The organism is Streptomyces sp. NPDC005962 (assembly GCF_040629205.1).
Classification (GTDB): domain Bacteria; phylum Actinomycetota; class Actinomycetes; order Streptomycetales; family Streptomycetaceae; genus Streptomyces.
The window spans coordinates 72,502-88,780 of sequence record NZ_JBEXVE010000012.1; the positions used below are offsets into that span (position 1 = coordinate 72,502).

The 16,279-nt window shown below is 70.8% G+C and carries 17 protein-coding genes; 14 read left to right on the forward strand and 3 right to left on the reverse strand.

Features of this window, described 5'->3' with window-relative positions:
• Window positions 1-32 precede the first annotated feature (32 nt).
• The 10 genes from sufD to ABZ370_RS21290 all read left to right on the forward strand — a co-directional run bounded on the left by sufD (window position 33) and on the right by ABZ370_RS21290 (window position 7,404).
• On the forward strand, window positions 33-1,202 hold the full coding sequence (gene sufD, locus ABZ370_RS21245; RefSeq protein WP_358623042.1) for a Fe-S cluster assembly protein SufD: 1,170 nt from the start codon (window positions 33-35) through the stop codon (window positions 1,200-1,202).
• Window positions 1,199-1,522, forward strand: a complete 324-nt coding sequence (locus ABZ370_RS21250) for a bifunctional 3-phenylpropionate/cinnamic acid dioxygenase ferredoxin subunit (RefSeq protein ID WP_358623045.1) — start codon at window positions 1,199-1,201, stop codon at window positions 1,520-1,522. Before sufD ends, ABZ370_RS21250 begins: the two co-directional genes overlap by 4 nt.
• Before the next feature lie 7 nt (window positions 1,523-1,529).
• The gene (gene sufC, locus ABZ370_RS21255; protein WP_358623047.1) at window positions 1,530-2,294 is read left to right on the forward strand and encodes a Fe-S cluster assembly ATPase SufC; all 765 of its coding nucleotides are present in this window, start codon (window positions 1,530-1,532) and stop codon (window positions 2,292-2,294) included.
• A complete protein-coding gene (locus tag ABZ370_RS21260; protein ID WP_358623050.1) occupies window positions 2,291-3,547 on the forward strand; it encodes a cysteine desulfurase in 1,257 nt (418 codons plus the stop codon). Before sufC ends, ABZ370_RS21260 begins: the two co-directional genes overlap by 4 nt.
• A 10-nt stretch (window positions 3,548-3,557) precedes the next feature.
• Window positions 3,558-4,022, forward strand: coding sequence for a Fe-S cluster assembly sulfur transfer protein SufU (sufU, locus tag ABZ370_RS21265; protein WP_358623052.1), 465 nt, complete (start codon window positions 3,558-3,560; stop codon window positions 4,020-4,022).
• Window positions 4,019-4,357, forward strand: a complete 339-nt coding sequence (locus tag ABZ370_RS21270; protein ID WP_358623055.1) for a metal-sulfur cluster assembly factor — start codon at window positions 4,019-4,021, stop codon at window positions 4,355-4,357. The genes sufU and ABZ370_RS21270 overlap by 4 nt, the downstream gene beginning before the upstream one ends.
• 109 nt (window positions 4,358-4,466) lie before the next feature.
• Window positions 4,467-4,787, forward strand: coding sequence for a multidrug efflux SMR transporter (locus ABZ370_RS21275; protein WP_358623057.1), 321 nt, complete (start codon window positions 4,467-4,469; stop codon window positions 4,785-4,787).
• Window positions 4,787-5,326 (forward strand): TetR family transcriptional regulator, encoded by a 540-nt coding sequence (locus tag ABZ370_RS21280; RefSeq protein ID WP_358623060.1) that lies wholly within the window; start codon window positions 4,787-4,789, stop codon window positions 5,324-5,326. The genes ABZ370_RS21275 and ABZ370_RS21280 overlap by 1 nt, the downstream gene beginning before the upstream one ends.
• 83 nt (window positions 5,327-5,409) lie before the next feature.
• A complete protein-coding gene (gene dapD / locus ABZ370_RS21285; protein WP_358623063.1) occupies window positions 5,410-6,402 on the forward strand; it encodes a 2,3,4,5-tetrahydropyridine-2,6-dicarboxylate N-succinyltransferase in 993 nt (330 codons plus the stop codon).
• 369 nt (window positions 6,403-6,771) lie between these two features.
• Window positions 6,772-7,404 (forward strand): TetR/AcrR family transcriptional regulator, encoded by a 633-nt coding sequence (locus ABZ370_RS21290; protein WP_358623066.1) that lies wholly within the window; start codon window positions 6,772-6,774, stop codon window positions 7,402-7,404.
• Here ABZ370_RS21290 and dapA read toward each other — a convergent pair.
• Both dapA and ABZ370_RS21300 read right to left on the reverse strand, forming a co-directional pair.
• Window positions 7,389-8,297, reverse strand: coding sequence for a 4-hydroxy-tetrahydrodipicolinate synthase (gene dapA, locus ABZ370_RS21295; protein ID WP_358623069.1), 909 nt, complete (start codon window positions 8,295-8,297; stop codon window positions 7,389-7,391). The genes ABZ370_RS21290 and dapA overlap by 16 nt on opposite strands.
• A gap of 110 nt (window positions 8,298-8,407) precedes the next feature.
• The gene (locus ABZ370_RS21300; protein ID WP_358623071.1) at window positions 8,408-9,301 is read right to left on the reverse strand and encodes an NADP-dependent oxidoreductase; all 894 of its coding nucleotides are present in this window, start codon (window positions 9,299-9,301) and stop codon (window positions 8,408-8,410) included.
• 77 nt (window positions 9,302-9,378) lie between these two features.
• Here ABZ370_RS21300 and ABZ370_RS21305 point away from each other — a divergent pair, with 77 nt between their 5' ends.
• Window positions 9,379-9,993 (forward strand): TetR/AcrR family transcriptional regulator, encoded by a 615-nt coding sequence (locus ABZ370_RS21305; protein ID WP_358623074.1) that lies wholly within the window; start codon window positions 9,379-9,381, stop codon window positions 9,991-9,993.
• A 19-nt stretch (window positions 9,994-10,012) separates the two neighbouring features.
• Here the strand turns inward: ABZ370_RS21305 and ABZ370_RS21310 are convergent, their stop codons facing one another.
• Window positions 10,013-11,833 carry an endonuclease/exonuclease/phosphatase family protein gene (locus tag ABZ370_RS21310; protein WP_358623077.1) on the reverse strand — a complete coding sequence of 607 codons (1,821 nt, stop codon included), beginning with the start codon at window positions 11,831-11,833 and terminating at the stop codon, window positions 10,013-10,015.
• Window positions 11,834-12,082: 249 nt separating this feature from the next.
• Here ABZ370_RS21310 and ABZ370_RS21315 point away from each other — a divergent pair, with 249 nt between their 5' ends.
• The 3 genes from ABZ370_RS21315 (at window position 12,083) to ABZ370_RS21325 (ending at window position 16,278) form a co-directional block, all read left to right on the forward strand.
• Entirely contained in the window at window positions 12,083-13,600 is a 1,518-nt protein-coding gene (locus ABZ370_RS21315; RefSeq protein WP_358623079.1) for a hypothetical protein, read from the forward strand.
• Window positions 13,601-13,757: 157 nt separating this feature from the next.
• Window positions 13,758-15,194 (forward strand): alkaline phosphatase PhoX, encoded by a 1,437-nt coding sequence (locus tag ABZ370_RS21320; protein WP_358623082.1) that lies wholly within the window; start codon window positions 13,758-13,760, stop codon window positions 15,192-15,194.
• Between the two features lie 43 nt (window positions 15,195-15,237).
• Window positions 15,238-16,278 carry an LLM class flavin-dependent oxidoreductase gene (locus ABZ370_RS21325; RefSeq protein WP_358623085.1) on the forward strand — a complete coding sequence of 347 codons (1,041 nt, stop codon included), beginning with the start codon at window positions 15,238-15,240 and terminating at the stop codon, window positions 16,276-16,278.
• Window position 16,279 lies beyond the last annotated feature (1 nt).

Here is a 16,279-nt window from a genome sequence, read left to right on the forward strand (position 1 = left end):
CCAGAAGGCAGAAAGCGAGCAGTACGACAGCCATGGCTGAAACCATTCCGGCCGGATCCACCACGGACGGCGTCATTCAGGTGGGGCACCAGGCCACCGATGCGCGGGTCAGCGCCCCCGCCTCGTACGACGTGGCCGACTTCCCCGTGCCGCACGGCCGTGAGGAGGACTGGCGGTTCACGCCGCTGGAGCGGCTGCGCGGCCTCCACGACGGCACCGCCGTCGCCGACGGCGGCGTCAAGGTCGAGGTGACCGCCCCCGAGGGCGTCACCGTCGAGACCGTGGGCCGTGACGACGCGCGCCTGGGCAAGGCCGGCAAGCCGGTGGACCGGGTGGCGGCCCAGGCGTACAGCTCCTTCGAGAAGGCCTCGGTCGTCTCGGTGCCCAAGGAGAAGGTGCTCACCGAGCCGGTGCGGATCGCCGTGCACGGCGAGGGCGGCACCGCCTTCGGCCACCAGGTGATCGAGGTCGGCGCCTTCGCCGAGGCCGTCGTCGTCATCGACCACACCGGTGACGCCACGCTCGCCGCCAACGTCGAGTACCTCATCGGCGACGGCGCCAAGCTCACCGTCGTCTCCGTCCAGGACTGGGACGACACGGCCGTCCACGCCGGCCAGCACACCGCGCTGGTCGGCCGGGACGCCACCTTCAAGTCCGTGATCGTCACCTTCGGCGGCGACCTGGTCCGGCTGCACCCGCGCGTCGTCTACGGCGCCCCGGGCGGTGAGGCCGAGCTGTACGGCCTGTACTTCACCGACAACGGCCAGCACCAGGAGCACCGCCTCTTCATCGATCACGACACCCCGCACTGCCGCAGCAACGTGGCCTACAAGGGCGCGCTGCAGGGCAAGGACGCGCACGCCGTCTGGATCGGCGATGTGCTGATCCGCGCCGAGGCCGAGGGCACGGACACCTACGAGCTGAACCGGAACCTGGTCCTCACCGACGGCGCCCGCGTCGACTCGGTGCCGAACCTGGAGATCGAGACCGGTGAGATCGTCGGCGCCGGTCACGCGAGCGCGACCGGCCGCTTCGAGGACGAGCAGCTGTTCTACCTGATGGCCCGCGGCATCCCGGCCGACGAGGCGCGTCGTCTGGTCGTCCGCGGCTTCTTCGCCGAGCTGGTCCAGCAGATCGGGCTGCCCGAGCTGGAGGAGCGCCTGATCGCCAAGATCGAGGCCGAGCTGGAGGCGTCCGTATGACCGAAACCTATCTCCGCGCGTGCGGACTGACCGAGCTCGAAGAGGACGCTCCCAAGCGCGTCGAGCTGGACGGTGTGCCGGTCGCGCTGGTGCGCACCGAGGGCGAGGTGTTCGCGGTCAACGACATCTGCTCGCACGCGAACGTCTCGCTGTCCGAGGGCGAGGTGGAGGACTGCCAGATCGAGTGCTGGCTGCACGGCTCCAGCTTCGACCTGCGCACCGGCAAGCCGTCCGGCCTTCCCGCGACGCGCCCCGTCCCCGTATACCCCGTAAAGATCGAAGGGGACGACGTGCTCGTCTCCGTCACCCAGGAGTCCTGAGGCACCCATGGCAACGCTTGAGATCAACGACCTGCACGTCTCCGTCGAGGCCGAGGGCGGCCCCCGCGAGATTCTGCGCGGCGTCGACCTGACCGTGAAGCAGGGCGAGACGCACGCCATCATGGGCCCCAACGGCTCCGGCAAGTCCACCCTGGCGTACTCGCTCGCCGGTCACCCGAAGTACAAGATCACCAGCGGCACCGTCACCCTCGACGGCGAGAACGTGCTGGAGATGTCCGTCGACGAGCGCGCCCGCGCGGGCGTCTTCCTCGCCATGCAGTACCCGGTCGAGGTGCCCGGCGTCTCCGTCTCCAACTTCCTGCGCACCTCCGCGACCGCGATCCGCGGCGAGGCGCCGAAGCTGCGTACCTGGGTGAAGGAGGTCAAGGAGGCCATGCAGCGCCTCTCGATCGACCCGGCCTTCGCCGAGCGGAACGTGAACGAGGGCTTCTCCGGCGGTGAGAAGAAGCGCCACGAGATCCTTCAGCTGGAGCTGCTGCGGCCCGCCATCGCGATCCTCGACGAGACCGACTCCGGTCTCGACGTCGACGCGCTGCGCGTCGTCTCCGAGGGCGTCAACCGCGTCCGGGAGTCCGGCCAGGTCGGCACCCTGCTGATCACCCACTACACCCGCATCCTGCGGTACATCAAGCCCGACCACGTCCACGTGTTCGCCGCGGGCCGGATCGCCGAGTCCGGCGGCCCGGAGCTGGCGGACAAGCTGGAGGAAGAGGGCTACGAGGAGTACGTGAAGGGAGGCGTCTCCGAGTGACACAGCTGCCGGGCCTCCTCGACACCGAGGCGATCCGCAAGGACTTCCCGATCCTGGACCGCACGGTCCACGACGGCAAGAAGGTCGTATACCTGGACAACGCGGCGACCTCGCAGAAGCCGCGCCAGGTGCTGGACGCGCTGAACAGCTACTACGAGCGCTCCAACGCCAACGTGCACCGTGGTGTTCACGTGCTCGCGGAGGAGGCCACGGCGCTGTACGAGGGCGCCCGCGACAAGGTCGCCGCCTTCATCAACGCTCCCAGCCGCGACGAGGTGATCTTCACCAAGAACGCGTCGGAGTCGCTGAACCTGGTCGCCAACATGCTCGGCTGGGCCGATGAGCCCTACCGGGTGGACCAGGAAACCGAGATCGTCATCACGGAGATGGAGCACCACTCCAACATCGTTCCGTGGCAGCTGCTCTCGCAGCGCACCGGCGCGAAGCTGAAGTGGTTCGGCCTCACCGAGGAGGGCCGTCTCGACCTGTCCGAGATCGAGCAGGTCATCACAGAGAAGACCAAGGTCGTCTCCTTCGTGCTGGTCTCCAACATCCTGGGCACGCACAACCCGGTCGAGGCGATCGTCCGCCGCGCGCAGGACGTCGGCGCGCTCGTCGTCATCGACGCCTCCCAGGCCGCCCCGCACATGGTGCTGGACGTGCAGGCGCTCCAGGCCGACTTCGTGGCCTTCACCGGCCACAAGATGTGCGGTCCGACCGGCATCGGGGTGCTGTGGGGCCGCCAGGAGCTGCTGGAGGACCTGCCTCCGTTCCTCGGCGGCGGCGAGATGATCGAGACCGTTTCGATGAACTCCTCCACCTACGCTCCGGCGCCGCACAAGTTCGAGGCCGGTACGCCCCCGATCGCCCAGGCCGTCGGCCTCGGCGCGGCCGTGGACTATCTGTCCTCGATCGGTATGGACAACATCTACCGCCATGAGCACGCCCTGACCGAGTACGCGGTCGGCAGGCTCCTGGCGGTGCCGGACCTGCGCATCATCGGCCCCACCACGGCCGAGGAGCGCGGTGCCACGATCTCCTTCACGCTCGGCGACATCCACCCGCACGATGTGGGCCAGGTCCTCGACGAGCAGGGCATCGCCGTCCGGGTCGGCCACCACTGTGCCCGTCCGGTCTGCCTGCGGTACGGAATTCCTGCGACCACGCGAGCGTCGTTCTATCTGTACTCCACACCGGCCGAGGTGGATGCCTTGGTCGACGGTCTGGAGCACGTACGGAACTTCTTCGGCTAGGGGATGCCACGTGAAGCTGGATTCGATGTACCAGGACGTCATCCTGGATCACTACAAGCACCCCCACGGGCGGGGGCTCAGGGACGGCGACGCCGAGGTACACCACGTCAATCCGACTTGCGGTGACGAGATCACCCTGCGGGTGCGGCTCGACGGCGAGAAGATCGAGGACGTGAGCTACGAGGGCCAGGGCTGTTCCATCAGCCAGGCGAGCGCGTCCGTGCTCAACGACCTGCTGGTGGGCAAGGAGCTGAGCGAGGCTCGCAGGATTCAGACGACGTTCCTGGAACTGATGCAGTCCAAGGGGCAGCTGGAGCCGGACGACGCGATGGAAGAGGTGCTGGAGGACGCGGTCGCGTTCGCCGGTGTCTCCAAGTACCCGGCCCGGGTCAAGTGCGCACTGCTGAGCTGGATGGCATGGAAGGACGCCACCGCTCAGGCCCTGGGCGACGGCGCTGAAGGGAAGACCGCATGACTGAGAACGTGGAAACCACCACCAAGCCCGCGAGCGAGGAAGAGGTCCGCGAGGCCCTCTACGACGTGGTCGACCCCGAGTTGGGTATCGACGTGGTCAACCTCGGCCTCATCTACGGCATTCACATCGATGACAGCAACATCGCCACCATCGACATGACGCTCACGTCCGCGGCGTGTCCGCTGACCGACGTCATCGAGGACCAGGCCAAGTCCGCGGCCGAGGGCATCGTCAACGAGCTGCGGATCAACTGGGTCTGGATGCCGCCGTGGGGTCCCGACAAGATCACGGACGACGGCCGTGAGCAGCTGAGGGCGCTCGGCTTCAACGTCTGACCGAGGTTCTTGTACGAAGCGGCCCCCGCGCACGATGCGCGGGGGCCGCTTCGTATGTCCTGGGACCCGATGCGTACGCCCGTACGCATCGTTGTGTACGATCGTACGCATGGGATACCTGACGCTCTCCGGAGCCATCCTGGCCGAGGTCCTGGCGACCACCTCGATGAAGTACAGCGACGGCTTCAGCAAGCTCTGGCCCTCGGTCGCCACCGCTGTGGGCTACGTGATCGCCTTCGTGCTGCTCGCCCAGACGCTCAAGACGATCTCCGTCGGCACCGCGTACGCCGTCTGGGCCGGGGCCGGGACCGCCGTCATCGCCGCGATCGGGATGGTGTTCCTCGGCGAGGCGGTGACCGCCGCGCGGGTGATCGGGGTGTTGCTGGTGATCGTCGGAGTGATCGTGCTCAACCTCGGCGGGGCCCACTGATGGGGCGCCGGTACGACCCCGAGCGGCGGCAGCGGATCATCGACGCCGCGATCACGGTGGTGGGGGAGCGGGGCATGGCGGCGCTCAGCCACCGGGCCGTGGCCGCCGCGGCGGACGTACCGCTCGGGTCGACCACGTACCACTTCGCGACCCTCGACGATCTGCTGGTCGCCGCGCTCGACCAGGTCAACACCGAGTGGCTGGCCGATATGGAGCGCTGGGAGCGCGACGCGCCCCCCGAGGCGCCGCTCGCCGACGGGATGGCGGGGCTGATGGAGCTGCTGCTGACGGGTGACCGCAAGCGGCTGGAGCTGGAGTACGAGCTGTACCTCGCCGCCCTGCGCCACACCTCGGTGCGGCCGATCGCCGCCGCGTTCCTCGACCGGATGACCGAGCTGCTTCAGCGGCGCACCGGCGATGTGGATGTCGCGCGCGCCGTGAACGCCTTGTTCGACGGGATGTTGTTGCAGGTCCTGCTGACCGGGCGGGACTTCGACCGGGAGGAGGCGCGGGCGGCGTTCGCGCGGGTGACCGGCTGAGGGGGCGTCGCTCTTGTCTGCTGCCTGTCTGCTCCCTGGGACCGGTTAGCCTCCGGGCCCCGCCTCCGGTTAGCGTGCTGACCATGACCGATGCAGCCACCACCACCCGCACCACCGGCGCCGTCGCCGCCGGGCTCGCCACCCTCACCGAGGACGGCACCGTTCTGGACACCTGGTTCCCGTCCCCCGAGCTGGCCGACGCGCCCGGCCCGGCCGGAACCGAACGGCTCGACGCCGAGCGCACCGCGCAGCTCCTGGGCGAGACCGCCCTCAAGGCGCTCGGCCCGGACCCGCGCCGCGGGGTCGAGGTCGTCGCCGTCCGCACGGTCATCGCCTCGATCGACGACAAGCCGCTCGACGCGCATGACGTGTACCTGCGGCTGCACCTGCTCAGCCACCGGCTGGTGAAGCCGCACGGCCTGAGCCTGGACGGCCAGTTCGGCCTGCTCGCCAACATCGCCTGGACCTCGCTCGGCCCCGTCGCCGCCGACCAGGTCGAGCGCGCCCGGCTCGCCGCCCGCGCCGAGGGTCTGCACCTGTCGGTGACCAGCGTCGACAAGTTCCCGCGGATGACGGACTACGTCGTTCCGGCCGGTGTCCGCATCGGTGACGCCGACCGCGTACGGCTCGGCGCGCACCTCGCCGCCGGGACGACCGTCATGCACGAGGGCTTCGTCAACTTCAACGCGGGCACGCTGGGCACCTCCATGGTCGAGGGCCGCATCAGCGCGGGCGTCGTCGTCGGCGACGGCTCCGACATCGGTGGCGGCGCGTCGATCATGGGCACGCTGTCCGGTGGCGGCAAGCAGACGATCGCCATCGGCGAGCGCTGCCTGCTGGGCGCCGAGGCGGGCCTCGGCATCTCCCTCGGTGACGACTGCGTCGTCGAGGCGGGCCTGTACGTGACGGCGGGTACCCGGGTGACGCTGCCCGACGGCAAGATCGTCAAGGCGCTCGAACTGTCCGGCGCGACGAACATCCTCTTCCGCCGCAACTCCACGACGGGTGCCGTCGAGGTCCTGCCGCGCACCGGTTCCTGGGGCGGCCTGAACGAGGCGCTGCACACCCACAACTGACAGCGCCGCTGGATTTCCCCCACCCCGCCCCTTCCCGAACCCGGGGCTGCGCCCCGGACCCCGTTCCGGGCGTTGCCCGGGGGTGGCGGCGCGCGGGTGCGAACCCGGAGGCTGCGCCCCGGCCACCTGCTCCGGGCGTTGCCCGGGGCCGGTGTGGTGCGGGTCTGCGGGAAGGGGGAGTTCCCCAGCCCCGTCCCTTCCTGAACCCGGGGGCTGCGCCCCGGACCCCGCTTGTGGGGAGGGGGCGCCAGGTCGATTCCGGTGCTGCCGCCGGTGACGACTGCGGTCTTGCGCTCAAGCTGTCCCATGAGCATGACCTCCACAAATTTATTCCGCACCGACCAGTACAAAAGGGGTACGATCGATTGCATGGAGACACGACAGAAGGCACCGATCGGCCGTCCGAGAGGCTTCGACACCGACCAAGCCCTTGAACACGCCATGCGGGTCTTCTGGGAACAGGGCTACGACGGGGCCAGCCTCACCGACCTGACCAACGCCATGGGTATCACCCGCACCAGCATGTACGCGGCCTTCGGTAACAAGGAGGACCTGTTCCGCAAGGCCCTGGAGCGCTACACCGAGGGCCCCGCCTCGTACGGAGTGCGTGCCTTGCAGGAGCCGACCGCCCGCCAGGTGGCCACCGCGTTCCTGAACGGCTCCGTCCGGGCCACCACCCGCCCCGGCTGCCCCGCCGGATGCTTCGGCGTCCAAGGGTCCCTCGCCGCCGGCGACCCGGGACGCAACGCCCGCGACGACCTCATCGCCTGGCGCAACGAGCACACCTCCCACCTCCGCGACCGGCTCCGGCAAGCCGTCGAGGAAGGCGATCTGCCCCCGGGCGCCGACCCCGGACTACTCGCCCGTTACCTCATGACCGTGGCAAACGGCATCGCCGTCCAAGCCGCCAGCGGCACCACTCGCGACGACCTCCAGCAGGTGGCCGACATGGCCCTGCGAAGCTGGCCGCCGGCCACGGGCCCGACTCAGCCGACTGGCTGAGCCGGCAGCGGTGATGTTGAACAGGTCGCCGACGCGTAGGCGTCGGCCAGTCCGGCCTCCACCGTCGCGTCCGCCTCGAACAGGGGTGGGCGCACCGGGCCGCCGGGGCGGCCCAGGGTGCCCAGGAGGGCCTTGGCGGTGACCGTGCCGGGGAGGCGGGACATCATCGCGTCGATGAGCGGGGTCAGCGCGAGATGGCGGCGGGCGGCCTCGTCGGGGTCGCCCGCGTCGTACGCGTCCAGAACGCCCCGCACCTCGCGTGCTGCCACGTTCGCGACCGTACTGACGCACCCGGCCGCGCCGATGGCCCTGAGCGGCAGGTTCAACTCGTCGCAGCCGGAGTGGTAGGCGAGCCCGGTGGCGGCCATCGTCCGCGCCGACTTCATCAGGTCGTACGCGCAGTCCTTCACCCCGGTCACGCGGGGGTGCTCCGCGAGGCGGCACAGGGTGTCGTAAGAGAGCGCGACCCCGGTGCGGACGGGGATGTCGTACAGCATGAGCGGGATGCCGACCGCGTCGGCGACCATGCGGAAGTGTGCCTCGACGGCTTCCTGGGGCGGGCGGCTGTAGTACGGGGTGACCACCAGCAGCTCGTGGGCGCCCGCCTTCTCGGCGGCGTGCGCGAGCGCGATGGCGTGCCGGGTATCGTTGCTGCCCACCCCCGCCACGATCCGTGCCCGGCCCCCGACGGCTTCCGCCACGGCCTGGACGACCGCCGTCTTCTCGGCGTCGCTGGTGGTCGGGGACTCACCGGTGGTTCCGCCCACCACGAGCCCGTCGCAGCCGCCCTCGTCGACGAGGGCGGCCGCGAGGTGCTGGGTGCCGGGGAGGTCGAGGCCGCCGTTCCGGGTGAAGGGGGTGACCATGGCGCAGGCGAGGTGGGATCTGGGCATGACGGAAGTGTCGTGCGGGGGGACGCCGTAGGTCTACTTAAATCTGCTTGATATGGGTGTGTAGAAGCGCTACGGCGAAGGCTGCGGGTTCCTGTGCCCGCAGGGGGATTTCAGATGACCAGGACCCGCCGCCCGCGTGTGTGGCCCGCGGCGCTGTCGATGTGTGCCGCCGCGGCCTGGTCGAGCGGGTAGGTCTTTTCGACCGGGATGCGCAGTGTGCCGTGGGAGAAGAGCCGGGCGGCCTCGGTGATCGCGTCCGCCAGGTTCCCGGCCCCGCCGGAGAACTGTGCGCCGAGCTCCGGTGCGCCGGGGTCGGCGATCGAGAGCACCTTCCGCGGATTCCCCGTCAGCTCGATGAGCTCGCGGATCACGCCGGAACCGGCCAGGTCGAGAGCGGCGTCGACCTGGCCCAGCTCTCGCACCCGCGCCACGAGCCCCTCGCCGTAGGTCGTGGCCGCGGCGCCCAGGCTTCGCAGGTAGTCCTGGTTCGCCGCCCCGGCCGTGGCGATCACCGAGATGCCGCGGTCGCGGGCGATCTGCAGCACGGCCGACCCCACTCCGCCGGAGGCGCCGCTGACCAGCAGCGTCTGCCCGGGCTCCACGCCGACTTGGCGGATGACCCGGAGCGCGGTCTCCACGACGGACGGGTATCCGGCCGCCTCCTCGAACGTCAGCCCCTCGGGTATGCGCGCCCAGGCCGACAGCACGGCGAACTCGGCGTAGGTGCTCGTTCCGTCACCGAAGACGCGATCGCCGATCTCGACCCCGCTGACACCTTCGCCGACCTCGTCCACCACCCCTGAGGCGTCGAGCCCGACTCCGGCGGGCAGCTGAATCGGACGGAACTCCTGGAACTGGCCCGAACGGACCCGCCAGTCGTAGGCGTTCACACCCGCCGCCCGCACGGCGATGCGCACCTGGCCGGGGTCCGCGTGCGGGGCGGCGACCTCTACGAGTTCCAGCACTTCCGGACCGCCGAATTCGGCGAAGCTCACTGCTCTCATGCGCTCACCATAACCTGTTAGCACTAACGGTTAGTGTTTTGAAACAGTTCCATTTTTGTGCCTGATAGTGTCCGAGGGTGACCGAGCCGACCGGGCGCCGTGAGCGCAAGAAGGCCGCGACCCGACAGAGGATCGCCGACACCGCCCTGCGGCTCTTCCTTGAGCGCGGGTACGACGCCGTGGGAATCCGTGACGTGGCCGCCGAGGCCGACGTGGCCGTGACCACGCTCTTCTCCCACTTCGCCGCGAAAGAGGCGCTCGTCTTCGACCGTGACCAGGACTTCGAGCGACAGCTCACGCAGGCGGTCACCGGCCGGTCGCCGCAGGAGCCGCTCGTCCACGCCCTGCGCGGCGAGATCCGGGCCCAGGTAAGGCACTGCACAGCGGGCAGCGCCCGCCCGTTCTGGCGCATGATCGACGGCTCACCCGCTCTGCGGGAGTACGAGAAGTCGATGAGGCTGCGGCACGCCGAGTCGCTGGCCGAGGCCGTCGCCGGCGACCTCGGCCTGACGGAGCCCTCCACGGCCTGCCGGACGATCGCGCGGTTCGCGCTCGACGCCTTTCAGCTGGCCCGGGAGGCGGCCGATCCGGAGGCCGCGCTCGACGAGATCTTCGGGATGATCGAGGCGGCCTGGGCCGTCGCCCGCCCCTGCGGACCCTCCGGAGACCCCACCGGCGCGGCCGGATCGTAGTACCGGCTCAGGAAAAGGGTCAGGGGTGGACGCGGACCACCTGGGGGTCGTGGTCGCTGGACTGGTCGGCGAATTCCGCGTTGATGTGGACGATGTCGTAGTCCGGGCCGCGCAGGGCGCGGCTGGTCAGGATGTGGTCCAGCACCTGCGAGTTGCCGTTGTAGACGTAGCCGTAGCGCTCATCGCGCGGCAGGCGCGTCACCAGATCCGTGAGGACGCCGCCCTTGGTCAGGGCGGACAGCGCCGGGGAGAACTGGTAGTCGTTGAGGTCGCCCGCGACGACCACCGCCGCCTTCGGGTCGGCGGACAGCAGGGACTTCACGAAGGTGTTGACCGCCGTGGCCTGGCCCGTCCGCTGGGTTTCCGAGGAACGGACGGGCGGCTGGACGCGGGCGTCGAGGCCCTGGTCGCCGCCCTTGGAGTTGAAGTGGTTGGCGACCACGAACACCGGGCGGCCCCGGAAGGCGAACTGCCCGACCAGCGGCTTGCGGCTGTCCTTCCACACCCCGCTGCCCGGCTCGATGCGACCGGGGGAGGCGGACAGCGCCGCCTTGCCGTCCTGCTTCACGACCTCGACCGGCGTCGTCGCGTCGCCGCCCGCGATGTCGGTGAAGGAGACCCGCTTCGGGTTGTAGAGGAAGGCGACCCGGATGTTGCCGCCCGGCTCTCCGCCGTCCTGGTCGTCGGCCGGGCTGATCTGCCGCCAGGCGTAGGAAGGGCCACCGGCGGCGGCGATCGCGTCGGTCAGCTTCTTCAGGGTGGCCTCGGCGCTCACGACGCCGTCGTTGGTGGCCCCGTTGTCGTCCTGGACCTCCTCCAGGGCGACGATGTCGGGCGAGGCGAGGTTGTCGACCAGCCCCGAGGCGAGGCGGTCGAACTTCGACTGCGCGGTCTTGGGCGAGAGGTTCTCGACGTTGTAGGTCGCGATCGACAGCTCGCCGGACTTCTGCGCCCGCGTGCGCTCCCGCTCCGGCCCCCGGTCCTCCAGCGTCCCCAGCGCACTCGCGGCGATCGTGTAGCCGCCGAAGTTGTCGTAGTCCAGCGGCCCGGCCGTCGTCCCGGTCAGCCGGTCGCCGACGTCGGCGACCGGGAAGGGGTGGTCGGCGTAGGGGAGGAGGGAGGTGACCTTGAGGCGGCCCGCGTTCGGGTCGCGGTACGTGTCGTAGAGGGCGCCGCCGCGCGCGGTGCGCCTGTGGCGCGGTTCGGCGGTGACCCACAGCTCCTTGTACGTGTTCGTCGCGCCGACCACGGGCGCGTCGGCGACCGAGACCCGCATGCCCTCCAGCGACTCGTACCGGTCCAGCGCGTACGAGCGCGGCCGCAGCGCCGGCCCCTCCAGGGCGCCGCCGGGCGCGTACCGGTCCGGGACGGCGGAGGGGGTGAGCCGGAACGCGGCGGGGAGCGCGTTGGACCGCGACTGGACGGTCCAGCTCGCCTTGGAGATCTCCGTCAGCGACTGGAGACCGGCCGCCGCCCCGCCCGGGTAGTACTCGCTCACCGTCCCGCTGACCAGGACCGCGTCCCCGACGGCGACGGACGGCGTGGTGGAGCCGGTGAAGACGAAGACCGCCTCGCTGGTGGCCGGGTCGGCGTCCGGCCGGGGGTCCTGGAACCAGAAGCCGCGCGACGAGCCGAAGGAGCGCACCGCCGTGACCGTGCCGGGGACGTCGGTCACCTGCTTCCCGGCCAGCGGGGATATCCGGGTGTTGCCCTGGATGTCGTGGATGCGGGTCGTCTCGGCGGACGCCGAGGCGAACGCGGACGACGGGCCGACGAGCAGCCCTGCCGCGACAGCGGTGACGGTGGCGGCGACGGCTGTGCGCCGGGCGCGTGGGGACATGATGATGGCCTCCGGTGCGGAGTGAAGAGAGGAACGAGGTGACCTCTACGCGCGTCAATCTCTTGTCTCCGTGCGAAAGTTGTCAAGGGCGGTCAGGTGTACGGACCCGGACACGGGAATGAACAGACACCTGAACGCGGTGGGCGGCCACATCGGGACGAAACTGCCTCCGCGTTCCGTCTACGCTGGGGGGTCGGGCCGCGCGCCCCGTGCCCTCCGTACCGTTATCCGCCGAGGAGACTTCCGCATATGCCCGGAGACCGCCCCACCATGCCGCCCGTGCGGCTCCGCACCGAAGCGGAACTCGCCCGGGACGCACTCGCCGCGCCGCTCCTCGCCCGCGCGGTACGGCTCGCCCGCTGGGCCGAGCCCGGAAAGCCGGTGGCGGCCGGGGGCGTGCTGTCGGCCGAGGATCTGCGGGCCGCGGTAGAGCTGCTGGACCTCGCGGCGGACGAGGAAGGGGCCGAGCACGTCGCCCAGGCGTGGCAGCTGGCCGTCGACACCGGGCTGGTCGCGATCCAGGAGTCCGCGGACGGCGATCTCTCGGAGGGCCTTTCGGACGACACCGCCGCCGACGGCGAGAGCGAGGCGCCCGCCACCGCGACCAGCGGCGAGGAGCTGGCGCTGATCACCGGCGGCAGCCCGCAGGACATCCTCGACATCTGGCTCGACGGCTTCGAGACCGTCCTCGCCGACGCGGCCGCCCCCGACCTCGCCGACATCGTGGACCAGATCAGCGAGGGCGGCGAGATCGACCTCGACTCGATCGACTGGAACCCGGAGGAGGAGGCCGAGTTCCTGGACGGGATTCTCGGCAACCTCTACCTGCTCACCGCCATGGACGAGGAGGCGGCCGTCGGCTCGGTGCCGCTGCCCGCGCTCGTCGCCTCCATGGTCGTCCCCGACGACATGGAGGAGCCCACCGACGACATCCTCGAAGAGGTGTCGGAGGCGATGGTCCGGCTGGACGACCAGTTCCGGCTGCTCGCCCCGACCGGCCTGATCGACTACCAGCCGGTGGACGAGGCGCTGATCGAGGAGGTCGACGGCGAGGTCCGCCTCCACGAGTCCGACCCGGCGCCGCGGCAGCCGCAGGACGACGAGGAGGACGTGTCCCGCTACGGCATGGTCCGCCTCACCCCCCTCGGGATCTACGCCATCCGCTCCCGCATGCTCGACGCGGGCGTCGACGCCCCGATCGTGGGCGACCTGGCCGACAAGGGCGCGGACGTCCTGCTGGACACCCTCCCCGGCCACCCCGAGTCCGCCGCCCACGCCGAGGCCGAGCTGTGGCTCGGCCGCCGTACGCCGGACGCGGCCGCCCGGGAGCTCCTGGCCGCCGCCCGCGGCGACGACGAGGACGCCCCGCTGCGCCGCCTCACCTGCCAGCAGACGCTGTCCCTGGTCGGCGGCGCGGCCGAGCCCGCGCTGCGGGAGGTACTGGACGACCGCCACCTCGGCGGGCTGGCCCGGGTCTGGCTGGCCGAGCACGGCGCGACGGACATCCCGGAGCCGTCGGAGACCATGGTCTTCTGGCTGACGGTGGACACCCTGGCCGCGCAACTCGCCACGGAGGACGACTCCGAGGAGCTGCGGGACCTGGTGCGCGGACTGGTCGACCAGTCCGGCGGCTTCTTCGAGTCGGTCTGGAAGGTGGACCACCCGGCGACGGCCGACGTGCTGGAGGCGATGGGGCGGCTGCACCCGGACAAGAAGGCCGCGAAGGAGGCCCGGAAGGCCGCGTTCAAGGCCCGCTCCCGGGCGTAACGACCGGCAGACAGCAGATATTGAGACATCGACGGGCCCGTTAGGTCCGTCGATGTCTCATTCCGTTCAACTGCTGTTCGGTCGAGGGCGAAAATCTAGGCGCGTAGTCCCCAGCATGGCGTCCGCAGCCACGCCCTCGCCGCTCAGGAGATAAAAGATGGCCGTCACCCGAAGAGACTTCGCGAAGCGCTCCGCCTACACCGGGGCCGGGTTCGCCCTCGTCGGCAGCGCCGGAGTACTCGGCACCGCGCCCGGCGCCCTGGCCTCGGAAGCCACCGGTACCTCCGAAGACGGCGGCGCCGCCGCCCTCGGCTACGGCCCGCTCGTCGCCGACCCCAAGGGCATCCTCGCCCTGCCCGAGGGCTTCACGTACCGGATCATCACCCGCACCGGTGAGACGACGCTGGAGTCCGGAGAGTCGACCCCGTCCAACCACGACGGCACCGCGACCTTCGAGGGTCAGCGCGGCGCGACGCTGCTCGTCAACAACCACGAGCTCAAGGGCCCCCGCAAGGACTGGCCGCACCCCGTCCCGCTGATCGACGGCCTGGTCTACGACCCGGCGGCATCCGGCGGCTGCACCGTGGTCGAGGTCGCCAAGCACGGCGACCACGTCTCCGAGTGGGTGGGCATCGCGGGCACGTCCACCAACTGCGCGGGCGGGCGCACCCCGTGGGGCACCTGGCTGACCTGCGAGGAGAACGAGGACAAGGCCGGTCAGAACGGCATGACCAAGGACCACGGCTACGTCTTCGAGGTCGACCCGCACGACCGCAAGGCGAACCGCAACCCCAAGCCGATCAAGGCGCTGGGCCGGTACGCGCACGAGGCCGTCGTCGTCGACCCCAAGCGCGGCCACCTCTACCTCACCGAGGACGCCTCCAAGCCGAACGGCCTCCTCTACCGCTGGGTCCCGCCGCACGGCTTCGAGCACGGCCGCGGCCAGCTGCGCACCCTCCAGGACGACGCGGGCGTGCTCCAGGCGCCCAAGTGCTACGACTCCGGCGGCCACTTTGTGGACGACCTCTCCCGCGCCACCAAGACCGGCACGGTCTACGGCGTGGACTGGGAGCCGGTGCTCGACCGCGACGCCAAGTCCGTCCCCGTCCGCGAGCAGTTCGCCGACGGCCAGATCACCCGGGCGCGCAAGCTGGAGGGCATGTGGTGGGCCGACGGCGGCGCGTACATCGTCTCCTCGTACGCCCGTGAGGAGAGCCCGGTCCAGCACGACGGCCAGGTCTGGTTCTACGACCCCAAGCGCCGCACCCTCACCCTCAAGGTGCTGCTGGGCGTCAACCCGGACCCGTCGAAGGACGGCGCGTTCGACGGCCCGGACAACATCACCGTCTCGCCGTACGGCGGCCTGGTGATCGCCGAGGACGGCGAGGGCGTTCAGCACCTGTTCGGGGCGACGGACGACGGCCGTACGTACCCGATCGCGCGCAACGACCTGAACATCGGCTCGGCCGCCGAGCCCGAGTTCAGCGAGTTCACCGGCGTGGTCTTCTCGCCCGACGGGCGGACCCTGTACGCCAACATCCAGGAGCCGGGCATCATGCTGGCGATCGACGGCCCCTGGCGCCGTCAGCGCTGAGCCGCGTCGGCCGGGGAATCCTCCGGGCGCGTGGTGCGCTGATATGAGGGTGACCTCACGTCTGCACACCACGCCCTTCTCCGTCCTGGACCGCTCCCGCACCCGGCAGGGGCGGGAGCGGTCCGAGGCGCTGCGCGAGACCGTGCGGTTCGCGCGGCAGGCCGAGGCGCTGGGCTATCACCGGTTCTGGGTCTCCGAGCACCACAGCGTCCCCGGTGTCGCCGGATCGGCGCCCACCGTGCTGGCGGCCGCCGTCGCGGCGGCGACGGACCGCATCCGGGTGGGCACCGGCGGCGTGATGCTGCCGAACCACCAGCCGCTGGTGGTGGCCGAGCAGTTCGGGGTACTGGCCTCCCTCTTCCCGGGCCGTATCGACATGGGGCTCGGCCGCTCGGTCGGCTTCACCGACGGTATCCGCCGGGCGCTCGGCGCCGAGAAGGACGCCGCGCAGGACTTCGGCGGCCAACTGGCCGAGCTGCTGGGCTGGTTCACCGGTGAGCAGCGTAACTACCCCCAGGTCCGCGCCCACCCCGCGGAGGGCCTGACCCTGCCCGCCTTCGTCCTGGCGACGGGCGCGGGCGCGGATGTGGCGGCCGAGGCCGGATTGGGGCTGGTCATCGGCGATCTGCGCGGCCGCGACCGGATGCTGCGCGCGATCGACCGCTACCGGGCGGGGTTCCGGCCCTCGGCGTGGTCGTCCGCCCCGTACGTCGTCGTCTCGGGCAACGTGGCGGTGGCCGGTACGGCGGACGAGGCGCGCCGTCTCCTCGTCCCCGAGGCCTGGGCGATGGCCCACTCCCGCACCCGCGGCACCTTCCCGCCGCTCACTTCGCCGGAGGAGATCGCCGCGCTGGAGATGACCGAGAAGGAGCGCGGTTTCTACGAGGAGGGGCTGCGCGGCCAGCTCTACGGCACGGAGGACGAGGTGGCCGCCGCCCTGGACGAGCTGATCGGGCGCAGCGGCGCGGACGAGGTGCTGGTGACGACGAGTACGTACGACCGCGACGCCCTGCTCGACTCGTACCGGCGGCTGGCCCGGGTCGCGGGCCTTGCGGGTCTGGCGGGGAGCCCGGTGTCCGCCTAGA